The 25108-nt window shown below is 38.6% G+C and carries 22 protein-coding genes; 21 read left to right on the forward strand and 1 reads right to left on the reverse strand.

The genetic code is table 11. The annotated features are described in order from the left end of the window. Positions 1–48 precede the first annotated feature (48 nt). The 16 genes from JMM81_RS02050 to JMM81_RS02130 all read left to right on the forward strand — a co-directional run bounded on the left by JMM81_RS02050 (position 49) and on the right by JMM81_RS02130 (position 19176). Positions 49–2112, forward strand: coding sequence for a sigma-54 interaction domain-containing protein (locus JMM81_RS02050; RefSeq protein WP_256239836.1), 2064 nt, complete (start codon positions 49–51; stop codon positions 2110–2112). A 228-nt stretch (positions 2113–2340) separates the two neighbouring features. Next, the gene (gene bcd / locus JMM81_RS02055) at positions 2341–3435 is read left to right on the forward strand and encodes a branched-chain amino acid dehydrogenase (RefSeq protein ID WP_256239837.1); all 1095 of its coding nucleotides are present in this window, start codon (positions 2341–2343) and stop codon (positions 3433–3435) included. Positions 3436–3515: 80 nt separating this feature from the next. Next, positions 3516–4628: a butyrate kinase gene (gene buk, locus JMM81_RS02060; protein WP_256239838.1), complete on the forward strand. Its 1113-nt coding sequence runs from the start codon at positions 3516–3518 to the stop codon at positions 4626–4628. 40 nt (positions 4629–4668) lie between these two features. Continuing rightward, positions 4669–6090 carry a dihydrolipoyl dehydrogenase gene (lpdA, locus tag JMM81_RS02065; protein WP_256239839.1) on the forward strand — a complete coding sequence of 474 codons (1422 nt, stop codon included), beginning with the start codon at positions 4669–4671 and terminating at the stop codon, positions 6088–6090. 70 nt (positions 6091–6160) lie between these two features. Then, entirely contained in the window at positions 6161–7165 is a 1005-nt protein-coding gene (locus tag JMM81_RS02070) for a thiamine pyrophosphate-dependent dehydrogenase E1 component subunit alpha (RefSeq protein WP_256239840.1), read from the forward strand. A gap of 3 nt (positions 7166–7168) precedes the next feature. Further along, positions 7169–8152 (forward strand): alpha-ketoacid dehydrogenase subunit beta, encoded by a 984-nt coding sequence (locus JMM81_RS02075; RefSeq protein ID WP_256239841.1) that lies wholly within the window; start codon positions 7169–7171, stop codon positions 8150–8152. 20 nt (positions 8153–8172) lie between these two features. Then, positions 8173–9465, forward strand: a complete 1293-nt coding sequence (locus tag JMM81_RS02080) for a dihydrolipoamide acetyltransferase family protein (protein WP_256239842.1) — start codon at positions 8173–8175, stop codon at positions 9463–9465. 202 nt (positions 9466–9667) lie between these two features. Continuing rightward, positions 9668–11131, forward strand: coding sequence for a methylmalonyl-CoA mutase family protein (locus JMM81_RS02085; RefSeq protein WP_256239843.1), 1464 nt, complete (start codon positions 9668–9670; stop codon positions 11129–11131). After that, a complete protein-coding gene (gene scpA, locus JMM81_RS02090) occupies positions 11124–13316 on the forward strand; it encodes a methylmalonyl-CoA mutase (protein ID WP_256239844.1) in 2193 nt (730 codons plus the stop codon). Before JMM81_RS02085 ends, scpA begins: the two co-directional genes overlap by 8 nt. After that, positions 13317–14435, forward strand: coding sequence for a methylmalonyl Co-A mutase-associated GTPase MeaB (gene meaB, locus JMM81_RS02095; protein WP_256239845.1), 1119 nt, complete (start codon positions 13317–13319; stop codon positions 14433–14435). 79 nt (positions 14436–14514) lie between these two features. Beyond that, a complete protein-coding gene (locus JMM81_RS02100; RefSeq protein WP_256239846.1) occupies positions 14515–14952 on the forward strand; it encodes a BrxA/BrxB family bacilliredoxin in 438 nt (145 codons plus the stop codon). 257 nt (positions 14953–15209) lie between these two features. After that, positions 15210–16007 (forward strand): transporter substrate-binding domain-containing protein, encoded by a 798-nt coding sequence (locus tag JMM81_RS22985; RefSeq protein WP_375162341.1) that lies wholly within the window; start codon positions 15210–15212, stop codon positions 16005–16007. Between the two features lie 130 nt (positions 16008–16137). Beyond that, positions 16138–16797: an amino acid ABC transporter permease gene (locus tag JMM81_RS02115; protein ID WP_256239847.1), complete on the forward strand. Its 660-nt coding sequence runs from the start codon at positions 16138–16140 to the stop codon at positions 16795–16797. Further along, positions 16790–17512, forward strand: coding sequence for an amino acid ABC transporter ATP-binding protein (locus tag JMM81_RS02120; protein WP_256239848.1), 723 nt, complete (start codon positions 16790–16792; stop codon positions 17510–17512). The genes JMM81_RS02115 and JMM81_RS02120 overlap by 8 nt, the downstream gene beginning before the upstream one ends. A gap of 122 nt (positions 17513–17634) precedes the next feature. Then, positions 17635–18597: an aromatic acid exporter family protein gene (locus tag JMM81_RS02125; protein WP_256239849.1), complete on the forward strand. Its 963-nt coding sequence runs from the start codon at positions 17635–17637 to the stop codon at positions 18595–18597. Positions 18598–18663: 66 nt separating this feature from the next. Further along, entirely contained in the window at positions 18664–19176 is a 513-nt protein-coding gene (locus JMM81_RS02130; protein ID WP_256239850.1) for a L,D-transpeptidase, read from the forward strand. Positions 19177–19215: 39 nt separating this feature from the next. On the opposite strand, the gene prli42 is transcribed toward JMM81_RS02130, so the two are convergent. Further along, positions 19216–19317, reverse strand: coding sequence for a stressosome-associated protein Prli42 (gene prli42, locus JMM81_RS02135; protein WP_256239851.1), 102 nt, complete (start codon positions 19315–19317; stop codon positions 19216–19218). Between the two features lie 208 nt (positions 19318–19525). On the opposite strand from prli42, the gene mce reads away from it, so the two are divergent. From mce to JMM81_RS02160, 5 genes are all read left to right on the forward strand, one after another. Next, a complete protein-coding gene (gene mce, locus JMM81_RS02140) occupies positions 19526–19936 on the forward strand; it encodes a methylmalonyl-CoA epimerase (RefSeq protein ID WP_256239852.1) in 411 nt (136 codons plus the stop codon). 1 nt (position 19937) lies between these two features. Beyond that, entirely contained in the window at positions 19938–21488 is a 1551-nt protein-coding gene (locus JMM81_RS02145) for an acyl-CoA carboxylase subunit beta (RefSeq protein WP_256239853.1), read from the forward strand. A 188-nt stretch (positions 21489–21676) separates the two neighbouring features. Then, positions 21677–22798 (forward strand): tripeptidase T, encoded by a 1122-nt coding sequence (locus JMM81_RS02150; protein ID WP_256239854.1) that lies wholly within the window; start codon positions 21677–21679, stop codon positions 22796–22798. Between the two features lie 223 nt (positions 22799–23021). Next, a complete protein-coding gene (locus JMM81_RS02155) occupies positions 23022–23684 on the forward strand; it encodes an FMN-dependent NADH-azoreductase (protein ID WP_256239855.1) in 663 nt (220 codons plus the stop codon). Positions 23685–23775: 91 nt separating this feature from the next. Continuing rightward, entirely contained in the window at positions 23776–25044 is a 1269-nt protein-coding gene (locus JMM81_RS02160; RefSeq protein WP_256239856.1) for a DNA polymerase IV, read from the forward strand. Positions 25045–25108 lie beyond the last annotated feature (64 nt).

Raw genomic sequence — 25108 nt, forward strand, 5'->3', positions numbered from 1 at the left:
AAGAGAATGAGTTTTCATGAAAAAAATTGCATAGAGAGGAACGTTTATATGCAAACAGTCATGATTGTTGGAGCTGGAAAGCATGGAATGTCTATCTTAAAAATTGTTCAAGATTCAGTTGTTTTAAACATCGAAGCGGTAATTGATGTAAATTCAGAAGCCCCAGGGATAAAATGGGCACGTCAATTGGGAATAAAGACTGATTCTGATTGGCGTTCTTATATGGACAAAAAAATCGATATGATTATCGAAGTAACTGGGCAGTATGAAGTATTTAAAGAGCTGAGAAACACATCTGATAAAGAAACGGTTTTGATCCCATCGAGTGTAGCTTACATGCTTGTAAAGCTTTTTAAAGATAAAGAAAAACTCATAAAGAAGATTCAGAACGAGACATACAAATATAATTTGATTTTTAATTCAACAGATGATGGTATGATTGTGATTGATTCTGATGAGAAGGTCATTCTACTTAATAGTAGTGCAGAAAAAATGATGGGCACAAGTAAAAGTGAAACAATCGGAAAGTATATAACGAATGTCATTCCATCAAGTATGTTACCGCGTGTCATGCGAACGCGAAAAGTAGAGACAAATCAGGAACTTGTGTTAGAAAATGGATTAAAAATTATCTCAACGAGAATCCCTATTATTGATGAAAATGGACTCTTAATAGGTGCGGTTGCTATTTTTAAAGATATGACAGAGGCACTCAACCTTGCGGAACAAATTACAGATTTAAAAGAAATTCAAACGAAGTTAGAAGCAATCATTCATTCTAGTGATGAAGCCATTTCTGTAGTAGACGAGCATGGGCGAGGCATTATGATCAATCCTGCTTACACAAGAATAACAGGATTAAGGGAAGATCAAATTATTGGAATGCCTGCGACAACAGACATCGCAGAAGGTGAAAGTGTACATATGAAGGTGCTACAGACTCGAAGAGCTGTTAGAGGTGTACCAATGAGCGTAGGCCCTGGCAAAAGAGAAGTCATTGTGAACTGTGCTCCGATTATTGTAGATGGAAAGTTAAAAGGCAGTGTTGCTGTGATTCATGACGTTTCAGAAATTAAAAGTTTAAATAGAGAATTGGACCGGGCAAGGCAAATTATTCGCACACTTGAAGCGAAATACTCCTTTGAGGATATTGTTGGTTCATCTGAAGTCATGAAAATTGCGGTTGATCAAGCAAAGTTAGCAGCAAAAACACCAGCTACCATCCTCTTACGTGGTGAATCGGGAACAGGCAAGGAATTGTTTGCTCACGCTATCCATAATGCAAGTGACCGCAAATATAATAAATTTATTCGTGTGAATTGTGCGGCGTTGAGTGAAACCTTACTCGAGAGCGAATTGTTTGGCTATGAAGAAGGAGCCTTTACAGGAGCTAAAAGGGGTGGGAGAAGGGGTCTCTTTGAAGAAGCTAACAATGGAAGTATTTTTTTAGATGAAATTGGTGAATTAACGATGAATACGCAAGTGAAACTCCTAAGGGTTCTTCAAGAAAATGAAATTACAAGGGTCGGCGGGACGAAGCCTATCTCGTTGAATGTTCGGGTAATTGCAGCTACAAACGTTAATTTAGAAAAAGGGATGGCAAATGGTTCGTTCCGAGAGGATTTATATTATCGTTTAAATCAAATGCCTATCTATATTCCTGCACTTAGAAAGCATAAAAAGGATATTAAACTCTTTTGTAATCACTTGATAGAAAAAATAAATCAAGAATATGGACGAAATGTAGAAGGCTTAACAGATAGTGCTTTAACCCGACTAATGGATTATGATTGGCCAGGGAATGTTCGAGAACTGGATAATATCCTGCGTAGAGCGATTATTTTTATGCAGTATAATGAGTCGCTCATTGATGCAGGACACTTACTCGACATAAATAAACCACCTCTTATGGAAGAAACAGTGTCAGAGAATGCATCATCAGACCGAAAGTTGGCAGAACTTATTGAGGAGTTTGAGAAAAAAATCATTGCTGATGCTTTGAAGAGAAATCTAGGGAATAAAACCGTAACAGCAAAGGCTCTTGGTTTATCTGTTAGAAATTTGTACTATAAACTTGAGAAATATAAAATTGCAAATAATAGCATGCAATAATTTTCCTGTTTGTGCAATTTTTTGCACTTATTACTAGTAAGAATGTTATGTTTTCGTATTGCGTGTGTTGGCATGATTCTTGCATATTTTTTAATTATCATTCATTTCGTGTAAAGAGAAAATTCCACTTAGTTACCTTAAGAGCAGGTTTAGCTTTGAATCAATATACATGTTGAATGGCTTTTGTTTTTTCTAAGCCGAAAAATAATCATCCTTGGGAGGATTAACATGGAATTGTTTAAATATATGGAGACATACGATTATGAACAACTTGTCTTTTGTCAAGATCGTCAATCAGGCTTAAAAGCGATTATTGCTATCCATGATACGACGTTAGGACCTGCCTTAGGTGGTACTCGGATGTGGACATATGAGTCAGAGGAAGCAGCGGTAGAAGATGCACTCCGATTAGCAAGAGGAATGACTTATAAAAATGCAGCCGCAGGGTTAAACCTGGGTGGGGGTAAAACCGTCATTATGGGAGATCCACGTAAAGATAAAAGTGAAGAATTATTCCGAGCATTCGGCCGTTATATTCAAGGTTTAAATGGCAGGTATATTACAGCGGAAGACGTTGGTACAACTGTTGAAGATATGGATATCATCCATGAAGAAACGAACTTTGTCACCGGGATATCTCCTGCGTATGGCTCGTCAGGTAATCCTTCTCCAGTAACAGCTTATGGAGTGTACCGAGGAATGAAGGCCGCAGCAAAAGCAGCTTTTGGAACGGATTCACTTGAGGGAAAAGTAATAGCCATTCAAGGAATCGGAAATGTTGCCTATTCTCTTTGCCATCACTTACACAATGAAGGGGCAAAGCTAGTCGTAACAGATATTAACAAAGAAGCTGTTCAGAGAGCTGTTGAGGAATTCTGTGCTACTGTGGTCCAACCGGATGAAATATATGGTGTAGAGTGTGATATTTATGCACCTTGTGCTTTGGGAGCGACGATAAACGATCGCACGATTCCACAATTCAAAGCAAAAGTCATTGCAGGATCGGCAAATAATCAGTTAAAGGATCCAAAACATGGCGATCGAATTCACGAAATGGGTATTGTCTATGCACCCGACTATGTGATTAATGCTGGCGGTGTCATTAATGTGGCAGATGAAATGTATGGCTATAATAGTGAGCGCGCGTTGAAAAAGGTAGAAACGATTTACAACAATATAGAAAAAGTACTAGCGATTTCAAAGCGGGATCACATTCCAACCCATGTTGCAGCGGATCGGATGGCAGAAGAAAGGATTCACAAGCTCAGAAATTCGCGCAGTCAATTCCTGCAAAATGGTCACCATATATTAAGTAGGCGATAAACGAAGAAAGGAGGGGCTGATCCTGACCAGTCTCCTCCCTTATAACATAAATATCTGGCTACCATCTGGAGGTGGAGAATTTGCACGACAATAAACATCGCATTCTTATTATTAATCCAGGGTCTACATGTACAAAAGTAGCTATTTTTGAAAATGAAATTTCAATATGGGAAAAAAGTATAAAACATAACATTGAAATTACAGAATCCTATACAAGGATTATCGATCAATATGACATTCGTAAAAATAGTATTCTTCAAACACTACATAACGAAGGAATAAACTTATCGAGACTTGATGCTGTATGTGCTCGTGGCGGATTATTGCGTCCGATTGAAGGTGGAACATATCGAGTAAACGAAGCCATGCTGAAAGATTTACGGGAAGGTTTTTCAGGCGAGCATGCATCCAATCTAGGGGGGATTCTGGCTCATGGAATTGCATCTGGACTCAATATACCTGCATATATTGTGGATCCAGTAGTCGTGGATGAGTTAGATGAAGTCGCTAGAATATCAGGTCTTCCGATGATCGAAAGAAAGAGTATTTTTCATGCACTAAATCAAAAAGCTGTTGCCCATCGAGTAGCAAAGGAACTGAATCAGCATTATGACGAAATTAATCTAATTGTTGCCCATATGGGTGGCGGGATTACGATTGGAACCCATAAACACGGAAAGGTTGTTGATGTTAACAACGGTTTGCATGGTGAAGGTCCTTTTTGCCCTGAACGGGCGGGTAGTGTTCCAGTAGGTGATTTAGTTGATCTATGCTTTTCAGGGGAATATTCGAAAGAAGAAATGATGAAATGGCTTGTTGGGAAAGGTGGTCTTATCGGTTATCTCGGTACGAATAATGCTTTTGAAATCGAGCAAAGAATTGCAAGAGGAGATCAACAGGCTCAGTTAGTTTATGCTGCAATGGCCTACCAAATAGCAAAAGAAATTGGTGCAGCAAGTGTTGTGCTAGCTGGAAAGGTAGATGCGATTATATTAACAGGTGGTTTGGCTTACGGAAAGAATTTTGTTAAGGAAATAAATGATCGGATCAATTGGATTGCGGATGTATTTGTTCATCCTGGTGAAAATGAACTACTCGGCTTAGCTGAAGGAGCTCTACGTGTATTGCGTGGGGAAGAAGAGACAAAGGAGTATCCCTGTATCACTACTGTAAATATTGCATCGAATAAGTAAAAATGCTTGAAGAATGGTTCTAAATAAAGGAGAGGTTAGATTGGCACAAGAATATGATATTGTCATTCTCGGTGGCGGAACAGGCGGCTATGTGGCGGCCATTCGTGCAGCGCAGCTTGGCTTAAAAACAGCGATTGTGGAAAAAGAAAAGCTTGGTGGCACTTGTCTTCATAAAGGGTGTATTCCTTCCAAAGCTTTATTAAGAAGTGCAGAAGTGTATAGCACTGTAAAGCGAAGTGAAGAATTTGGTGTACTAGCAAGTGACGTTTCTCTTAGTTTTACAAAGGTACAGGAACGAAAAGAAAAAGTTGTTGAACAGCTCTATAAAGGGGTTCAACACTTAATGAAAAAGGGAGAAATAGATGTCTATCAAGGAATGGGACGTATTTTAGGTCCATCAATTTTTTCACCTTTACCTGGCACCGTTTCGGTTGAAATGAATAATGGAGAAGAAAATGAAATGCTGATTCCGAAAAGTGTCATTGTCGCGACCGGTTCACGGCCAAAAACTCTTTCAGGAATAGAAGTGGATGGTCAGTACGTCTTGACATCTGATGAGGCATTAACAATGGAACAATTGCCAACATCCATTCTGATTGTCGGGGGTGGAGTCATTGGGATTGAATGGGCATCTATGCTGTCTGATTTTGGTGTTGATGTAACCGTTTTGGAATATGCGAATCGAATCATTCCAACTGAAGATGTAGACATTTCAAAGGAAATGCAACGTGTAATGAAGAAAAAGGGGATAAAGCTTGTAACAGGTGCAAAGGTTCTATCAGATACACTACAAAAGAGTGACACAGTATCTATATCAGCTGAAGTACAAGGTGAAGTAAAGGAATATAAAGCTGATAAGTTGCTTCTTTCAGTTGGAAGACAAGCCAATATTGAAGGGATTGGTCTTGAAAATACTGAAATCCAACAGGAGAGAGGTGTGATTAAGACGAATGACTATTACCAAACAAAAGAATCACATATTTATGCAATTGGTGATGTGATTGGGGGTCTCCAGCTTGCCCATGTTGCTTCACATGAAGGCATTGTCGCGGTCGAGCATATAGCAGACAAAAATCCTTTACCAATTGACTATAGTCATGTCCCAACTTGTATTTACAGTAGTCCTGAAGTAGCAAAGGTTGGGCTAACAGAAGCTGAAGCAGGAGAAAAAGGTTACAAAGTAAAAACAGGAAAATTTTCTTTTCGGGCAATTGGGAAGGCTCTTGTATTCGGTGAAGCAGATGGGTTTATCAAAATGGTTGTCGATGAAGACTCCGATGATTTACTTGGTGTTCATATGATTGGTCCCCATGTAACAGATTTAATATCGGAGGCAGGCCTTGCACGTGTTCTTGATGCCACTCCATGGGAAATAGCCCATACCATTCATCCTCATCCGAGTCTTTCAGAGGTAATGGGAGAAGCCGCACTTGTTACGCTAGGTAGGGCCATTCATGGGTGAAAAATAAAAAACACATACAAATTATAGAGTGAATCTGTTTAATTGAGAGAAAGATTTAGGAGGTTATAATATGGTAGAGAATCGTCATCATTCATTAGGTTTAAGTGATAAGAACGTGTTAGAGATGTATGAAATGATGCTGTTAGCACGGAGAATAGATGAACGAATGTGGCTTTTAAATCGCTCTGGTAAAATTCCGTTTGTTGTATCTTGCCAAGGTCAAGAAGCTGCTCAAGTAGGAGCGTCGTTTGCTCTTGATCGAGATCATGATTATGTTTTACCTTACTATCGTGATTTAGGTGTTGTTCTCGCATTTGGGATGACAGCAAAAGATCTTATGCTTTCAGGGTTTGCTAAGGGTGAAGACCCAAATTCAGGTGGACGTCAGATGCCAGGACATTTTGGTCAAAAGAAAAATCGGATTGTCACGGGTTCTTCCCCAGTAACAACCCAAGTGCCCCATGCAGTAGGGATTGCCCTTGGTGCTAGAATGCAAGGGGAAAATATAGTTGCTTTTGTGACATTTGGAGAAGGATCATCCAACCAAGGTGATTTTCATGAAGGAGCCAATTTTGCAGCGGTACACAAGCTTCCAGTTATTTTTATGTGTGAAAATAATAAATATGCAATTTCTATTCCGATTGACAAGCAGGTAGCATGTGAAAACATTTCTGATCGTGCGGTTGGTTATGGGATGCCAGGTGTGACAGTTGATGGTAATGACCCGCTTGCCGTCTATCAAGCCGTGAAGGAAGCTGCTGATAGAGGGAGACGAGGAGAAGGACCAACCTTGATTGAAACGGTCTCATATCGTTTGACACCGCACTCCTCGGATGACGATGATCGAAGCTATCGTACTCAAGATGAAGTAGTGGAAGCCAAAACAAAGGATGGGGTTTTAACCTTTTTATCGTATTTAAAAGAAGTAGGTATTCTGGATGATGTGAAAGAAAAAGAAATGAATGATCGTGTGGCATTACTTGTCAACGAGGCAACGGATTATGCTGAACAAGCACCATATGCAGCCCCTGAACAAGTGATGGACTACGTTTATGCCGAGAAACAGGGGGAGTGAAAAATGGCGATTATTTCTTATATAGATGCCATAACATTGGCGATGCGTGAAGAAATGGAAAGAGATAATAAAGTATTTATTTTAGGTGAGGATGTTGGTAAAAAGGGTGGGGTTTTTAAAGCAACGCAAGGGCTTTATGAGCAATTTGGCGAACAAAGGGTTATGGACACGCCGTTAGCTGAATCGGCTATCGCTGGTGTTGGAATCGGTGCTGCTATGTATGGGATGAGACCGATTGCTGAAATGCAATTTGCAGATTTTATTATGCCTGCTGTGAACCAAATTATTTCAGAAGCAGCGAAAATCCGCTATCGATCGAATAATGACTGGAGTTGTCCGATTGTCATTCGTGCTCCTTATGGAGGCGGTGTTCATGGTGCGCTGTACCATTCCCAATCAGTAGAAGCGGTTTTTGCCAATCAACCAGGATTGAAAATTGTCATGCCATCAACTCCGTATGATGTGAAAGGGTTGCTGAAAGCAGCGGTTCGTGATGAAGATCCAGTTTTGTTTTTCGAACATAAACGAGCTTACCGGTTAATTAAAGGAGAAGTTCCTGACACTGATTATGTTCTACCAATTGGAAAGGCTGATGTGAAACGGGAGGGAGATGACATCACTGTTATCACTTATGGGCTTTGTGTTCATTTCGCCCTTCAAGCGGCTGAAAAATTAGCTAGTGATGGAATTTCCTCACATATAGTAGACTTACGAACAGTATATCCGCTTGACCAAGAAGCCATTATCGAGGCTGCTAAGAAAACGGGGAAGGTTTTACTTATCACAGAGGATAATAAAGAAGGCAGTATCATCGGTGAAGTTGCAGCCATTATTGCTGAACATTGTTTGTTTGATTTGGATGCTCCTATCAAACGATTAGCAGGTCCGGATGTTCCGGCGATGCCTTATGCACCAACAATGGAGAAACACTTTATGATGAATCCAGAAAAAGTAGAAAAGGCAATGCGTGAGCTTGCTGAATTTTAAGGGGAAAGGCGGTTTGACTTTTGGCAACTGAAAGAATTATTATGCCGCAACTTGGTGAAAGTGTCACAGAAGGAACGATCTCCAAATGGATGATTGGTGTAGGGGAGCATGTTAATAAATATGATCCACTTGCTGAAGTGATGACAGATAAAGTAAATGCTGAAGTTCCATCCTCTTTCACAGGGGTGATTAAAGAATTAATAGCAGGTGAAGGAGAAACATTGGCTGTTGGTGAGGTTATGTGTACGATTGAAACAGAACAAGTGGTCGAACAAACACAAACAGTGGTTAATGTTGAAGAGAAAAGTAGTGAAGAAGATGAAGATAAAGAGGAATTGGTAATAGATAAAAAAGAAAAGATCCGCTATTCTCCTGCTGTCTTAAAATTATCACAGGAGCACGATATTGACTTGAATCAAGTAAAAGGGACAGGTGCAGGAGGCCGGATCACGAGAAAAGATGTTTTACGGGTCTTAGAAAATGGTGAAATACAGAAGACGGCGAAAACAGAAACGAATCCTGTTCAAACGAGTGTTCAAGTGCCTGTCCATGCGTCGAATCATACAGCTCAATTAACTGCACAATCTGTTATAAATGTACCGATTGTTCAAGGGGATGTCGCCATTCCTATAAATGGAGTAAGGAAAGCGATCGCCGATAAAATGGTTAGGAGTAAAAATGAAATTCCACATGCTTGGATGATGGTAGAAGTGGATGTAACAAACCTCGTTGACTATCGCCATGCGATAAAAGATAAATTTAAGAAACAGGAAGGTTATAACTTAACGTTTTTTGCCTTTTTTGTTAAAGCTGTTGCCCAAGCATTGAAGGAATATCCACAATTGAATTCGATGTGGGCTGGCGATAAAATTATTCGCAAGAATGACGTAAATTTATCGATTGCTGTTGCAACAGAGGATGAACTATTTACTCCCATTATTAAACATGCAGATGAAAAAACCATTAAAGGGATTGCTCGTGAAATTAATGATTTAGCGATAAAAGTGCGAAATGGAAAATTAACGGTAGAAGATCTGCAAGGTGGCACGTTTACCGTGAATAATACAGGTTCAATTGGTTCTGTTCAATCAATGGGGATTATTAACCATCCACAAGTAGCAATTTTACAGGTCGAGTCCATTATTAAACGTCCAGTTGTTATGGAAAATAATATGATCGCTGTCAGGGACATGATCAATCTGTGTCTCTCTCTTGATCATCGTGTACTTGATGGGTTCATTTGTGGAAAGTTCCTGCATAGGATCAAAGAAATCCTTGAAAAAACATCAAAAGAAAACACAACGATCTATTAATGCTTGAAATAGAACCGCTGCAGTTAGGATGCAGCGGTTTTTTACATGTTCTAGTTTCAACGATAAGATGTTTCGATTGCTTGTAATTGATTGATTGTTCCCTATATATATAATAAAATAATAAATAGATAATTTCAAAAATTATAATTATTATAAATATTCTGTAAAAGGAGGGGAATGCTGCTAGTATAGGCAGCGTATAATGAGTCTAAAAAAGATGATCAATCATTCATTTTCAAAGCAAACTATTGAAGATTGGAAGCAAAAGGCACAAGAATCATTAAACGGAAGAAGTGTAGAATCATTAGAAACAAATACGTATGAAGGCATTGTATTAAAACCGCTTTATACGAAAGGTGATTTAAAAGAAAATACTATTTCTCAATTCCCTGGAAGTGGCGATTTTCGCCGAGGAAGTAGCACTTTAGGCTATATACAAGAACCATGGAAAATTGTCCAACGGATCGATATAAATCAGATAGAAGAATGTAAAAATCATCTCAAGACATCCATTCAAAAAGGTCAGACCGCGATTACTTTTACCCCATCACTACTGATCATGAAAGAACTACCTCAGCTACTAGCAGACTATGGTCATCGCTATTTCTTCAGTGTAAACGGAGCAAGCTACCAGAAAGAAATCATACACACACTTACTCAAATGAAGAACAGTAATGAAGTAACAGGATATGTTGGAAAAGATCCTGTTTCCCTTTTTGCGAAAGAACAAGGAATGAAAGAGGATTTGGAGCCTGTATATGATCGTTTATATGAAACGATCCAAGCGGCTTCCGTCTCATGTCCTAAACTGAAAACGCTTTTGGTAGATACAACCTTCTATCATAATAGTGGAGCGAATGTGGTTCAAGAACTGGCCATTAGCATGGCAACTGCTGTACACCATATAGAACAGCTTAGAAAGCGTGGAGTGGAATTAGAGGATATTCTTGAAAAAATGGTTGTTCATTTTTCCATTGGTAGTCACTTTTTTATGGAAGTCGCAAAGTTACGAGCGACTCGGGCTTTATGGAGTAAAGTAACAGAGGCCTATGGTGTCAGTGTTAAAAAGCAGGGACAACTGGTGATTTCTGCTGACACTTCATGGTTTACTAAAACCGCTTATGATCCATATGTGAATTTGCTGCGTGCAGCTAATGAAGCTTTTGCTGCTGTGCTTGGCGGTGTGCAGTATTTACATGTGAGTCCTTATAATGAATTAGAAGGAAAGACATCTGCGTTTTCAGAACGAATTGCTCGGAATATACAGTTGCTTTTAAAAGATGAAGTGAGATTAGGTTCTGTTGTCGATCCTGCTGGTGGCTCTTGGTATATTGAATCTTTAACCGATCAATTGATTGAACAGGCATGGTCTCAATTTCTTAAAATAGATGAAATGGGCGGGATTGTTAAAGGGATCAATAATGGCTGGCTCCAGTCGGAAATTAATGAAATAAAAGTAAAACGGCAAACAGACATTCTTACCTGCAAACAAATCATTGTTGGAACGAATAAATATATCAATGTAAAAGAGGAACCTCTCCAAATTGGATTCTCTGACCAATCAAATGATCTTTCAACTAGTATAAAACAACTCGTTGCGGAACGCCTGACAGAGCCCTATGAAAAGTTACGTAAGAAAATGGGGGTGGAAAAGGAAAATGAATAGCAAACCGAATTTTAAAAAAGTGAAGCTAGCCACGGTGAATCAAAGTCGTGAAGAGGATTGGAAAAAGAAAGTGGAAGAAGAAATTTCACGTTCCATTGATGAGCTTGTATTCGAAACAAACGAAGGGATCCTTACGAAAGCAGTGTACACAGAGAGTGATTCTGAAAATGTTCAACATATGAACGATATGCCAGGACTCCCCCCCTATACAAGAGGTCCCTACCCAACGATGTATGTGAATAAACCTTGGACGGTTCGACAGTATGCGGGGTTTTCAACTGCAGAGGAGAGCAATGCCTTTTACCGACGAAACTTAGCGATGGGACAAAAGGGGTTGTCAGTCGCCTTTGATCTGGCTACACACCGGGGTTATGATTCTGATCACCCACGGGTTGTTGGGGATGTTGGAAAAGCAGGTGTGGCGATCGACTCGATTGCTGACATGAAAACACTTTTTGAGGGGATTCCTTTGGATCAAGTGTCTGTGTCAATGACGATGAACGGTGCCGTTCTGCCGATCATGGCGTTCTTTATCGTAACAGCAGAAGAGCAGGGAGTAACGCAAGAGAAGCTATCGGGTACGATTCAAAATGATATTTTAAAAGAATATATGGTTCGTAATACGTATATTTATCCACCACAGATGTCGATGAAGATCATTGCTGATATTTTTGAGTATACATCCAAATACATGCCGAAGTTCAACAGCATTAGTATTTCTGGCTACCATATGCAGGAAGCGGGTGCACCAGCTGATATTGAGCTTGCTTATACACTTACAGATGGACTTGAGTATGTTAGAACAGGGTTAAAAGCAGGAATTGATATCGATTTATTTGCACCAAGGCTATCTTTTTTCTGGGGGATTGGCATGAATTATTTTATGGAAGTAGCAAAAATGCGGGCTGCTCGGAATATATGGGCAAAAATGATGCAGTCGTTTGGGTCGAAAAATAGTAAATCACTCGCTTTAAGAGCCCATTCACAAACGTCAGGCTGGAGTTTGACGGAACAAGATCCGTTTAATAATGTCACTCGAACATTAATTGAAGCACATGCGGCAGTGATGGGGCATACTCAGTCACTACATACAAATGCTCTTGACGAAGCCATCGCTTTGCCAACTGACTTCTCTGCACGGATTGCTCGGAATACGCAGCTTTATTTACAAGAAGAAACGAGGATTACAAAGGTGATCGATCCGTGGGGTGGGTCGTATTATGTTGAAGTATTAACTGATCAATTAATGAAGCGAGCATGGAAACATATTGAAGAAATCGAAAACCTCGGTGGAATGGCAAAAGCAATTGAAACAGGCCTACCAAAGATGAGGATTGAGGAAGCGGCAGCTAGACGACAAGCACAAATTGATTCAGGAGAAGAAACGATTGTGGGTGTTAATCAATACCGTCTAGACAAAGAAGAACCAATTGACATTTTAGATATCGATAATACGGCTGTACGTTTAAAACAACTCCAAAAGTTACGGTCATTAAAAGCAGCACGCAATGAGGAAAAAGTAACAGAGACCTTAGGTAAGATTGAAAAGGCTTGTGAAACAAATGAAAGTAATTTATTGGAATTGGCTGTTCAAGCAGCGCGTGCCCGGGCAACACTAGGAGAAATATCATCGGCAATTGAAAAAGTAGTTGGACGTCATAAAGCGACCATTCGCTCGATTAGTGGCGTCTATAGCTCAGCTTTTTCTAATGAAGAAGAAATTCTAATGGTTAAGAAAATGACCGATGAATTTCTTGAAAATGAAGGTCGACGCCCGCGCATTCTGATTGCGAAAATGGGACAGGATGGCCATGATCGTGGGGCGAAAGTCATTTCGACTGCTTTTGCTGATTTAGGTTTTGACGTGGACATAGGTCCGCTATTTCAAACAGCAGAAGAAACGGCTTTACAAGCCGTTGAAAATGATGTGCATGTGATTGGGGTGAGCTCGCTTGCAGCAGGTCATAAAACATTACTTCCGCAGCTTGTTGCTGAATTGAAGAAACTAGGTCGGGAGGATATTGTCATTGTCATCGGCGGTGTCATTCCAGCACAAGATTATCAATTCTTATATGACAATGGTGTATCTGCCATTTTTGGTCCAGGAACGATCATTCCGGTTTCAGCTCAGAAGGTAATCCGAGTGATCTATGAAAGACTTGGCTACGAGGAAGTGAAAGCCTAGATGGTGGAGGGGGAAAGGTCGGAAGGGACGAATCCAAACGAGCTGGAAAATGGCATTAGAAAAGGAGTGGAAGCCTGTGGGGAACAAACAGATCACACGAAAAACAGTACATTTCGAAAAAGAAAGGTTCAAACTGAATTAAACAGTGAGCAATTAGTGGAAGGGATCTTACATGGTGATCGAAGTCTATTGGCTCGCTCGATTACATTAATTGAAAGCAATGCGGAACATCATTTTCATCAAGCGCAGCAGCTACTGAAGCAACTTTTACCCTATACAGGAAAAGCGATTCGAATTGGGATTACAGGTGTTCCAGGTGCAGGGAAGAGTACTTTTATTGAAGCGTTTGGAACTTACTTATGCCATCTAGGGTTAAAAGTAGCCGTTTTGGCGGTTGATCCAAGTTCTAGTATAAGTGGGGGTAGTATTTTAGGGGATAAGACACGAATGGAGCAGTTGGCACGGAATCCACGAGCGTTTATCCGACCTTCTCCATCAGGTGGGAGACTAGGTGGTGTCCATCGGAAAACACGAGAAACCATGCTAGTATGTGAAGCGTATGGTTTTGACGTGATTTTAATTGAAACTGTTGGTGTTGGCCAAAGTGAAGTGATCATTCGGGAAATGGTTGATTTTTTTATGTTGCTTGTCTTAACGGGGGCGGGTGACGAGTTGCAAGGCATGAAAAAAGGAATTATGGAACTTGCAGATACGATTCTTGTTAATAAAGCCGATGGAGAAAATCAAGCACAAGCATTAAAAACAAAAAAGGAATACAATCAAATTCTTCACTTTCTGCAACCAGCAACAAAAGGCTGGCAAACAAAGGTCTATACATGCTCTTCCCTCCACGAATATGGCATAAAAGAAGTATGGGAGGTTATAAAAGAATTTGAAACAACTACAAAACAAACTGGTGTATTTGAAGAACGAAGACGATTACAGACAAAGGAATGGATGAAAAGCATGATTATTGATCAACTCCAGAATCTTTTTTTTCTCCATCCAGTTATAAAAGAACTTCTTCCAAAAGTAGAGAATGAAGTGATATCAGGGAATAAAACCGTTACAACAGCCGTTGAAGAATTATTTGAACAATATTATCGGAATTTTTCATAGAAGCATCTCATTTGTACTTAACTTAAGCATATTGTTATGATGTAAAGGTAATTAAATATGTTTGTAAGGAGAAGGTTGCATGAATATTGATTTTAACTTGTTTATGAATGATGCCGTTCGTCAAGCACGTCAAGAAATTGTTGACGCTGGATATACAGAATTAAAAACATCAGAGGAGGTGGATGGGGCTTTAACGAAAAAGGGAACCACCCTTGTGATGATTAATTCTATTTGTGGTTGTGCAGGAGGAATTGCTCGCCCAGCTGCAGGTCATGCGCTAAATTATGATAAGCGTCCAGATCAATTAGTCACTGTATTTGCGGGTCAAGATAAGGAAGCAACAGAAAAAGCTCGTTCTTACTTTACGGGATATCCACCTTCCTCTCCATCTTTTGCTCTCTTAAAAGATGGGAAAATCATCAAGATGGTTGAACGTCATGAAATTGAGGGTCATCAACCATTGGAGGTTATGACAAAGCTACAGCAAACTTTTGAGCAATATTGCGAAGAAGTTTAATCGATTAAGCTTAGGCATTTACTTGAATCTTAAAAAAGAAATGTTTACTTTTTAAAAAGTGGACATTTCTTTTTTTATTGGGTCAAATCAGAATTTTAGAATATTATTTAAATATATTTTTTATATTGCATATTCAAAACGATGTGTTAAAATTCGTTTAGATGAATAAATATTAGTGTCATTGTTACTATAGTAATATGGACTATAAAAGATCATAATATAAGAAATATTTTAGTGGAAACAGAGGAGGAGACAACATGAAGAAAGTTATTTCACTATTATTAATGAGTATCCTCGTTGCAGGTGTGCTTGCAGCTTGTGGTTCAGATGGGGAAGGAAATCAAGATCTCGGAGGGTTTACAATTGAAGATGCTGATGGTGGTTATGCGATTGCCTTTCCGAAAGACAGTGAGTTAACAGACGAGTTTAATAATGAATTAAAAGCTATGATCGATAATGGTGAAATGGATACGATTATAAAAAAATGGTTTGATTCGGAGTCTGATGAAGGGTCAAGCAATGAAACGGCAAGCAATGATTCAGATAAAAAAGTATTAAAAATGGCAACATCTGCTGATTATGCACCGTTTGAATACATTGATACAGCAAATAGTGGCGATTATGTTGGACTTGATATCGATATAGCAAAGGCCATCACAGATAAGCTTGGCTATAAACTTGAAATTCAAGATATGGATTTTGGTGGTTTAATTTCTGCTTTACAAAATGGACAAGCTGATTTTGTTATGGCTGCGATGAGTGCAACAGATGAACGAAAAGAAAGTGTTGACTTTAGTGAAGTTTATTATACATCAAAACATTTCATTATTTCTAAAAAAGACAGCGGCATAGAAAGTAAGGAAGATTTAGCAGGTAAAAAGGTTGGAGCACAGATGGGATCTATTCAGGAAGAAAAAGGGAATGATCTAGCAGAAGACATCGGTTTTACTTTGGAAAATCGTAATCGTATTCCTGAGCTTATTCAAGAAATTCAAGCAGGACGTTTAGATGCTGCGATCATTGAAGATACGGTTGCTCAAGGTTATCTCGAATAAAGGAATGAGAAAAACGTTCAGAAAGGAATCGTTTCTGAACGTTTTTGTACGTTTATGTTGAGAAATTATTACTATTCTGAATTTAGTTAGCTCTCTATTTATACTATTTTTTTGAGAGGTTGGTTTAATCATGAATTTAGATTTTACATCCGTTCTTCCGTCATTTCCTTTTATTTTGAAGGGTGTCTGGGTGACTTTACAAATTGCTTTCTTTGCTGGATTATTGGGGTTTGTATTCGGAATTATTTTGTCGTTATTTAAGATTAGTAAGATTAAATTATTAAATTGGTTAGCAGATGCATATACATCAATCTTTCGTGGAACACCGCTTGTATTACAGCTAATGATCATTTATTTCGGCTCTCCACAATTGTTTGGTTATCAAATTGAACCGTATACAGCTGCCATTGTATCTTTTGCTTTAAATTCAACTGCCTATATTTCCGAAATTATCCGTGGTGGTATTCTTGCTGTTGATAAAGGGCAAAGTGAGGCTGCAATGGCTTTAGGTATCCCATATCGTCCGATGATGCTTAATATCGTGTTACCGCAAGCTTTGAAAAATATTTTACCATCCTTAATGAATGAATTTATTACTTTGACGAAGGAATCGGCTATTGTTACGACAATTGGTGTGATGGACATTATGCGTCGTGCCTATCAAGTGGGGGCAAATACATTTCGTTTTATTGAACCATTACTGTTAGCTGGAATTATTTATTATGTAATGGTGATGATATTAACATTAATGGGAAAGATTGTCGAAAGGAGTTTGAGAAAAGGTGATTAGAGTAGAAGGTTTAACGAAATATTTCGGCAATCTTGAAGTTTTAAAAGGGATTTCAACTACGATTCAAGAAGGGGAAGTTGTAGCAATTATTGGTCCGTCTGGATCAGGAAAATCTACTTTTCTGCGCTGCTTAAACTTATTAGAAAAGCCTACAGATGGCCATATTTATATCAATGGAAACGATATAACGGATAAAAAAACAAACATCATGAAAATTAGACAAAACGTGGGTATGGTTTTTCAACACTTCCATTTATTTCCTCATAAATCAGTATTGGAAAATTTAACCTATGCCCCGATGAAGGTAAAACAAATGTCCAAGAAAGAGGCAGAGAAAAAAGGGTTGGATCTGTTGGAAAAAGTAGGGCTGGCACAAAAAGCATCTGAATATCCAAACCGTTTATCAGGGGGGCAAAAGCAGAGGGTAGCGATTGCTCGTGCCTTGGCTATGGAACCGGAAGTGATGTTGTTTGATGAGCCAACATCTGCACTTGATCCAGAAATGGTGAAAGAAGTACTCGATGTGATGAAGACATTGGCTGAATCCGGTATGACAATGGCAATTGTGACTCATGAAATGGGATTTGCTCGAGAGGTTGCTGACCGTGTTCTCTTTCTAGATGGAGGAGTAGTAGCAGAGGATGCTTCACCAGAAGAATTCTTTTTAAATCCAAAAAGCGAGAGGGCAAAAGAATTTTTAGAGAAAATACTATAAGAATAAGGATAATAGAGAAAAGATGATCATACCCGATCATCTTTTCTTTTTATTCAATTTTGCTGTGTGAAAATGATAAACTAGAAAGGAATGAAGTGAATTGCATGATGAGGAGAAGAAAAATGAAATTTCGCATTGGTTACCGGACAATAAAATCAGCTGTTGGGGCGGCTGTTTCCATTATGTTAGCTCAATATTGGGGGTTTGATAATTTCGTTTCTGCTGGAATATTGACGGTTCTATGTATTCAAGTGACAAAAAAGAAATCGTTGCGTGCTTCATGGGATCGGATTTTAGCTTGTTTAATTGGTATTATCTATTCCATTCTTTTTTTTGAAGCCATTGCCTATCATCCCATCGTGATCGGCTTGATGCTACTGTTTTTTATCCCGACTGTCGTCATGTTTAAAGCCAGTGAAGGAATCGTTTCGAGTACCGTTATTATTCTTCACTTCTTTTCAGCAGGACAGGTCACGTTTGATTTTGTTTTCAATGAATTAGCCATTATTACGATTGGAATTGGTGTAGCTTTATTAGCCAATTTATACATGCCAAGTCTAGATCGAGAAATTGAAGGTTACCAACAGAAAATAGAGGTTAATTTCAAAAAAATCTTTTTGGAAATTGTACACTATTTACGTGTGGGAGATAGTGATTGGGATGGTAAGGAAATTCCGGAAACGTTCAAATGGATTGAGGAGGCAAAAAGACTCTCTTTTCAAGTGATGGAAAATCAATTCTTGCACCATAACGATGAGGAATTGTATTATACATATTTTAAAATAAGAGAAAAACAGTTTGAAATTATTGAAAGAGTTTTACCGATTGTGACATCTATTTCACATACTGTTGAGCAAGGAAAAATGATTGCAAATTTTATTGAAGAGATAGCAGAACATATTCATAGTGGTAATACGGTGGATCTTTATTTAGATCGGTTGCGTGAGATGAATACGATATTTGAAAATATGGAACTTCCTAAAACAAGGGAAGAATTTGAAATTCGAGCAGCACTGCTCCATTTTATAAAAGAAATGGAACAATATTTGCTTATTAAGCGATCGTTCAAAGGAATAAAAAAATAAAAAGTGGTGCATGAAAAGGAGCTAGGAGAAGGAAACTAAGCAAAATAAACAGGTGGGTGATCCAAAATGGTTCGTTTGATTTCTACACTGTTTCTTGTTTTTTCACTTTCTCCTATTTGGCCGCTTGGTATAAATCCATCGCCAGGAGATCCGTTTTTGATTGTTAATAAAACAACAAATGAAGTAGCTTTTATTCATGAAAATCGAGTACAGACAGTTGTAAGCGCTGCAACTGGAAAAACGGGGGAATTAACACCAGAAGGATTATTCACAATTACGGTGAAGGCTGAGAATCCATATTATCGTAAGAAAAACATTCCAGGTGGTGCACCGCAAAATCCGCTTGGTACAAGATGGATCGGTTTTGATGCAAAAGGAACAGATGGGAGAATATATGGGATACATGGTACAAATAATCCTGCTTCCATTGGTCGCTATGTTTCTGAAGGCTGTATTCGATTACAAAATGAAGCAATCGAATCACTTTATCACATCATTCCGCTAGGAACCAAAATTTTAATTACCTCTACTACTACATCTTTTGAGGATTTAGCCCTTCGATATGGAGCCATTAAATAGAAAGGGAACTGTCACTTTGGACAGCTCCCTTTTCAAGTATTAAAAAAACATGGCTACTCCAGCAAGTAATGTGGAAGCTAGCATGATAAAGATCATTAGATAGACAACTATTTTTATTGTTTTGTTCTTCTTTCTAGACAAATATTTTCCCTCCATCATTTTTTCTATTCTTCTCTAGCGAAGTATTCATTATTACCTTTATTTCGTAACGATACAAATCATTTTTGCCTTATGTTTATTTTACTAGGAAACATAAATTTGAACAACTACTAGGCAAAAGAAGGATTATTAGGATAAAAAACAGAATATTAAAACAATTATGTTAATTTAGAAAAGGATGGGGAAGTTTTTGATTAAAAAAGTGGACCATATTGGGATTGCTGTAAGATCTTTGAAGGAAACTTTGCCTTTTTATACAGATATATTGAACTTAGAATTACTTGGGATTGAAGAAGTGGAAAGTCAAAAAGTGAAGGTGGCGTTTATTAAAGCGGGAGAAACAAATCTAGAACTTTTAGAACCAACAAGTCACGAAAGTGCAATTGCCAAATATATTGAGAAACGAGGACAAGGAATTCATCATGTTGCATTAGGAGTTGGATCAATTGAAGAACGGATTCATGATTTGAAAACAAACGGAATAAGAATGATAGATGAACAGCCAAGAAAAGGAGCTGGTGGGGCAACTATTGCTTTTCTACACCCGAAGTCAACCGGAAGTGTCCTATATGAATTGTGTGAAAAGAAAGGAAGTCAGTAACATGATTGATATATATAAGAAAATTCATGACTTATACGACCGGAAACGAGAAGTAGAGCTTGGTGGGGGAGATGAACGGATTAATAAGCAACATGAAAAGGGGAAATTGACTGCTCGTGAGCGAATTGAACTCTTAGTGGATCGTGGAACCTTTGTTGAATTTAACCCATTTATTGAGCATAACTGCAATGACTTTGGACTTGATAGGCAAAAAAGTCCTGGGGATGGTGTTGTTACTGGTTTCGGGAAGGTGAATGGGCGCCCTATTTATTTGTTTGCCCAGGATTTCACTGTTTTTGGCGGTGCACTTGGCGAAATGCATGCGAAGAAAATTGCTAATGTAATGGATCTCGCAGCTAAAAATGGTGCCCCTTTTATTGGATTAAACGATTCTGGAGGAGCGCGGATTCAAGAAGGTGTTGTCTCGCTTGATGGATATGGGCAAATTTTTTATCGGAATTCCATTTATTCAGGTGTTATTCCACAAATTTCTGTAATCATGGGACCTTGTGCTGGAGGGGCCGTCTATTCACCGGCTATTACAGATTTTGTTTTTATGGTTGAAAAAACAAGTCAGATGTTTATTACAGGTCCAAAAGTGATTGAAACGGTGACAGGTGAAAAAATTTCATCTGAAGACCTAGGTGGGGCAAAGGTCCATAACTCTATCAGTGGAAATGCGCATTTTAGGGGGGAGTCGGAAGAAAAGGTCATTGAACAAGTTCGAAAGCTATTAAGTTATCTTCCGCAAAATAATGAAGAAAAGCCTCCCTATACAGAAGTTGATGAAGTAGACGATTATCGTCCTGAATTAACGGATGTGATTCCATTTGATGCTGTACGCCCATATGATGTCAGAAAAGTGCTTAACCCTGTTGTAGATGAGGGCTCATTTATGGAGGTTCAACAAGACTTTGCGAAAAATATTGTCATTGGTTTAGCACGTGTAAAAGGAGAAGTGGTCGGTCTCATTTGTAATCAACCGAAGTCTATGGCAGGTGGGTTGGATATCGATTCTTCGGATAAAGCAGCAAGGTTTATTCGGTTTTGTGATTCCTTTCAAATTCCTATTATTACCTTCGAAGATGTAACAGGCTTTTTCCCAGGGGTCAAACAAGAGCATGGAGGTATTATTCGTCATGGGGCGAAAATACTGTATGCGTATTCAGAAGCAACGGTTCCGAAGTTAACCGTGATTTTACGAAAGGCCTATGGCGGTGCTTATGTAGCCCTTAATAGCAAATCGATTGGTGCTGACCTTGTGTTTGCATGGCCCAATTCTGAAATAGCTGTAATGGGTCCACAAGGTGCAGCTAACATCATTTTTGCAAAAGAGATTCAGCGAAGTTCGAATCCTGAAGAAACGCGGGCCCAAAAAATAGAAGAATATCGACAAAAGTTTGCGAACCCTTATGTAGCGGCTAGTAAAGGAATGGTGGATGATGTCATCGATCCGCGTGAAACAAGGATTAAGATCATTCAAGCGCTTGATATGCTTAGAAATAAAAAAGAGTCAAGGCCGAAGAAAAAACATGGAAATATGCCACTCTAGAGATGAGTAGTAAGTAGAGGATAAAAGGAAATCGGGGAGTGAGTCGATTTCTTTCTTCTTTCCTGTCTTGAATAGTTTGTTGATGAGTTCTTAGACAAAAAAGCGTACGTTTCTTAATTTGCTGCTGAATAATCGTAGAGGTATACTAGAAAAGGAAGAAATGAAGGACTTGGAGGTTTTGATAGAATATGATAAATCAGGAACGTTTATTAAATGAATTTTTAGAGCTTATTCAAGTTGATTCTGAAACAAAATATGAGACAGAAATTGCTAAGGTGTTAAAACAAAAATTTACTGCGTTAGGTGTTGAAGTGTTCGAAGATGACACGACTGCTATAACAGGTCATGGTGCAGGTAATCTCATTTGTACACTGCCTGGTACAAAAGACGGTGTAGATACGATTTACTTTACCTCCCACATGGATACAGTCATTCCTGCAAAAGGAGTTAAGCCAACGATTAAGGATGGATATGTTGTAACAGATGGAACAACCATTCTTGGTGCGGATGATAAAACGGGGTTATCTGTTATGCTAGAAACGGTTCGAATATTGAAAGAAAAAAATATTCCCCATGGAGACATTCAATTCATTATTACGGTTGGAGAAGAATCAGGCTTAGTCGGTGCAAAAGCACTTGACCGGTCGCTCGTGAAAGCGAAATATGGGTATGCACTTGATAGCGATGGAAAAGTTGGAAATATCATTGTTGCTGCACCGACACAAGCACATATTAAGGCAACAGTTCTTGGAAAAACAGCCCATGCTGGGGTGGCGCCTGAAAAAGGAGTATCTGCAATTACTATCGCTGCAAAAGCCATTTCAAGAATGCCGCTTGGTAGAATTGATGAAGAAACCACTGCGAATATCGGTCGGTTCGCAGGTGGACAACAAACGAATATTGTTTGTGATCATGTTGAAATTTTAGCTGAAGCTCGTTCACTTATTCCGGAAAAAATGGAAGCTCAAGTTCAGAAAATGAAAGAAGCGTTTGAAAGTGCTGCAAAGGATATGGGTGGAAAAGCAAATATTGAGGTAAACGTGATGTATCCAGGCTTTAAATTTGCGGATGGAGACCATGTTGTTGAAGTGGCGAAAAAAGCAGCAGCCAAAATTGGCCGCAGTTGTGAATTATTACATAGTGGCGGTGGCAGTGATGCTAATGTGATTGCGGGATTTGGTATACCTACTGTAAACTTAGCCGTTGGCTATGAAGAAATTCATACAACAAATGAACGTATGCCAGTAGAAGAGCTATATAAGCTAGCAGAAATGACGGTTACCATTATTGAAGAAGTGGCAGCAAACTAGCATCAAGGTTTCAGCCTAAAACGTTTAATTTTCAGAAAGATCCTCTCTAGATTGATTTGATTCTAGAGAGGGTCTTTTGTCGTCTGAATGTTGCTTTTGATAGGAGCTTAGTTATATTCGACACAAAAGATTCATAAATGTCACTTTTTGTCCAATATTGAACAAGAAGGTTTTCGTTATTATTAGGACAGCTAACTATTTGTTAATGGAAAGGGATGCTTGTATGTCAAAACTTCTTTATATAACAGCGAATCCAAAAAAAGGTGTGACCAGGTCGAAAGGTGCGCAAATCGGCGAAGTCTTTCTAGAGACCTTCCAAAAGGAGCGTCCTGAAGTTGAAGTTGAAAGACTGCATTTATATGATATGAATATCACTCGAATTGATACAGATTTACTCTATGCACGTGCCAAAACTTCTTTCATGGGGTACACGTTAGATCAACTTTCATCTGACGAAAGAGAAAAGTTTACAAGGATGCACGCTCTAGCCGACCATTTTATTGCCGCTGATTATTATGTTTTTGTTACTCCAATTTGGAACTTAGGGGCACCAGGTATCCTGAAAGATTTCATGGATAATATGTTTCTTCATAAAAAGACATTTGTCACAACGGAAGAAGGTCCAAAAGGATTATTGACTGGAAGAAAGGCGATTCATATCCAGACGCGTGGTGGAATTTATTCAACAGGACCGATGATTGACTTTGAAATGGGCGATCAATACGTTAGAAAGGCGCTTACATTTCTTGGGATGGATGTAATGGATACCATTGTAGCTGAGGGATTGGATCATTTCCCTAAACAAATTCCAGAGATCATGGAAAAAGCGAAAACAGATGCGGTAGAAGCAGCAAAAGAAATGGCAAAAAGTATGGTTGCAATTTAATGAAATTTTTTTTGACTCGCAGTGATGCGAGTCTTTTTCGTGGTTAAATGATAAAATTATGAGAAGTATCATTTTCTTAGGATGTGGGTAGATGAAAGAGATGTATCCTAAAAACGGTAGAGTTATTTTGCATGTGGATATGAATAGCTTTTATGCATCAGTTGAGATGGCATTGGATCCTACTTTAAAAGGAAAGCCGCTAGCGATTGCTGGGAATCCTAAAGAACGGAGAGGAATCATTGTCACTTGTAGCTATGAAGCACGAAAATTTGGTGTAAAAACAACGATGCCTATTTGGGAAGCAAAAAAGCTTTGTCCACAACTCATTGTAATGAGTCCGAATTTCGAACATTATCGGGTAGCTTCCCAAGGTATGTTTGAGGTTTTGCATCAATATTCTGATCTTGTCGAACCTGTTTCGATCGATGAGGGGTATGTGGATATAACAGGTAGCTTTGAGCTAGGTTCTCCACTTGATATAGCAAAAAAAATTCAAAAGCAACTTCTAGATCAACTAGATTTACCATGTAGTATTGGAGTCGCACCAAATCGGTTTCTTGCTAAAATGGCGTCAGATATGAAAAAACCTCTGGGGATTATGGTGTTGCGGAAACGGGATGTCCAAAAGGTATTGTGGCCACTTGACGTGATTGAAATGCATGGCATTGGAAAAAAGTCAGCTGAAAAATTGAACCAAATGGGAATTCTTACAATAAATGATTTAGCAGAGGCGAATGATATCCAATTGAAGGCTATTCTTGGAATCAATGGTCTTCGTTTAAAAGAGAGAGCCAATGGTATTGATGAGAGACCTGTTGATCCTGAAGCAGCAAATGCATTTAAAAGTATTGGTAATTCAACTACTTTGCCTAGCGATGTGGCAAATCAGCAACAGCTTTTTCATGTTTTGGAATCTTTAACTGCAAAAGTGGCCGTTCGTATGAAACGAAAAAAGGTGTTAGCAAATTCTATAGGGATCACGATACGTTATAAAAGTCGAAAAACAATTACAAGAAGTAAAAAGCTGTCTAATCCCATTAGTCAGAAAGAGGAGCTTTATCAGGAGAGTAAGAACCTTTTTTTAAAGAATTGGAATGGAGACTCTGTTCGTCTCCTAGGTGTCACTGGATCTGACTTGATCGAAAGAAAACAAGCAGTGAAGCAATTGGATTTATTTTCTTATGAAAAGGATGCGAAAAAAGAGCCTTTAACGGAAACACTTAATCATTTGCGTAATAAATATGGTGAAAGTATTATTGATCGTGCTACAGAAAAAACAACAGAATCAAATAGTCAAACGAATATGATTTCCGAAACTAGCTTTAGTAAGGACTTTCTTGATTTCTTTCCAAAAGAATAAATGATCGGTTAAATTTGTATTATTTTGATAAACTAATAGTGGAGATAGAATATTTGCATACTGC

Source organism: Bacillus sp. V3B, from assembly GCF_024494465.1.
Taxonomy (GTDB): domain Bacteria; phylum Bacillota; class Bacilli; order Bacillales; family Cytobacillaceae; genus Bacillus_BD.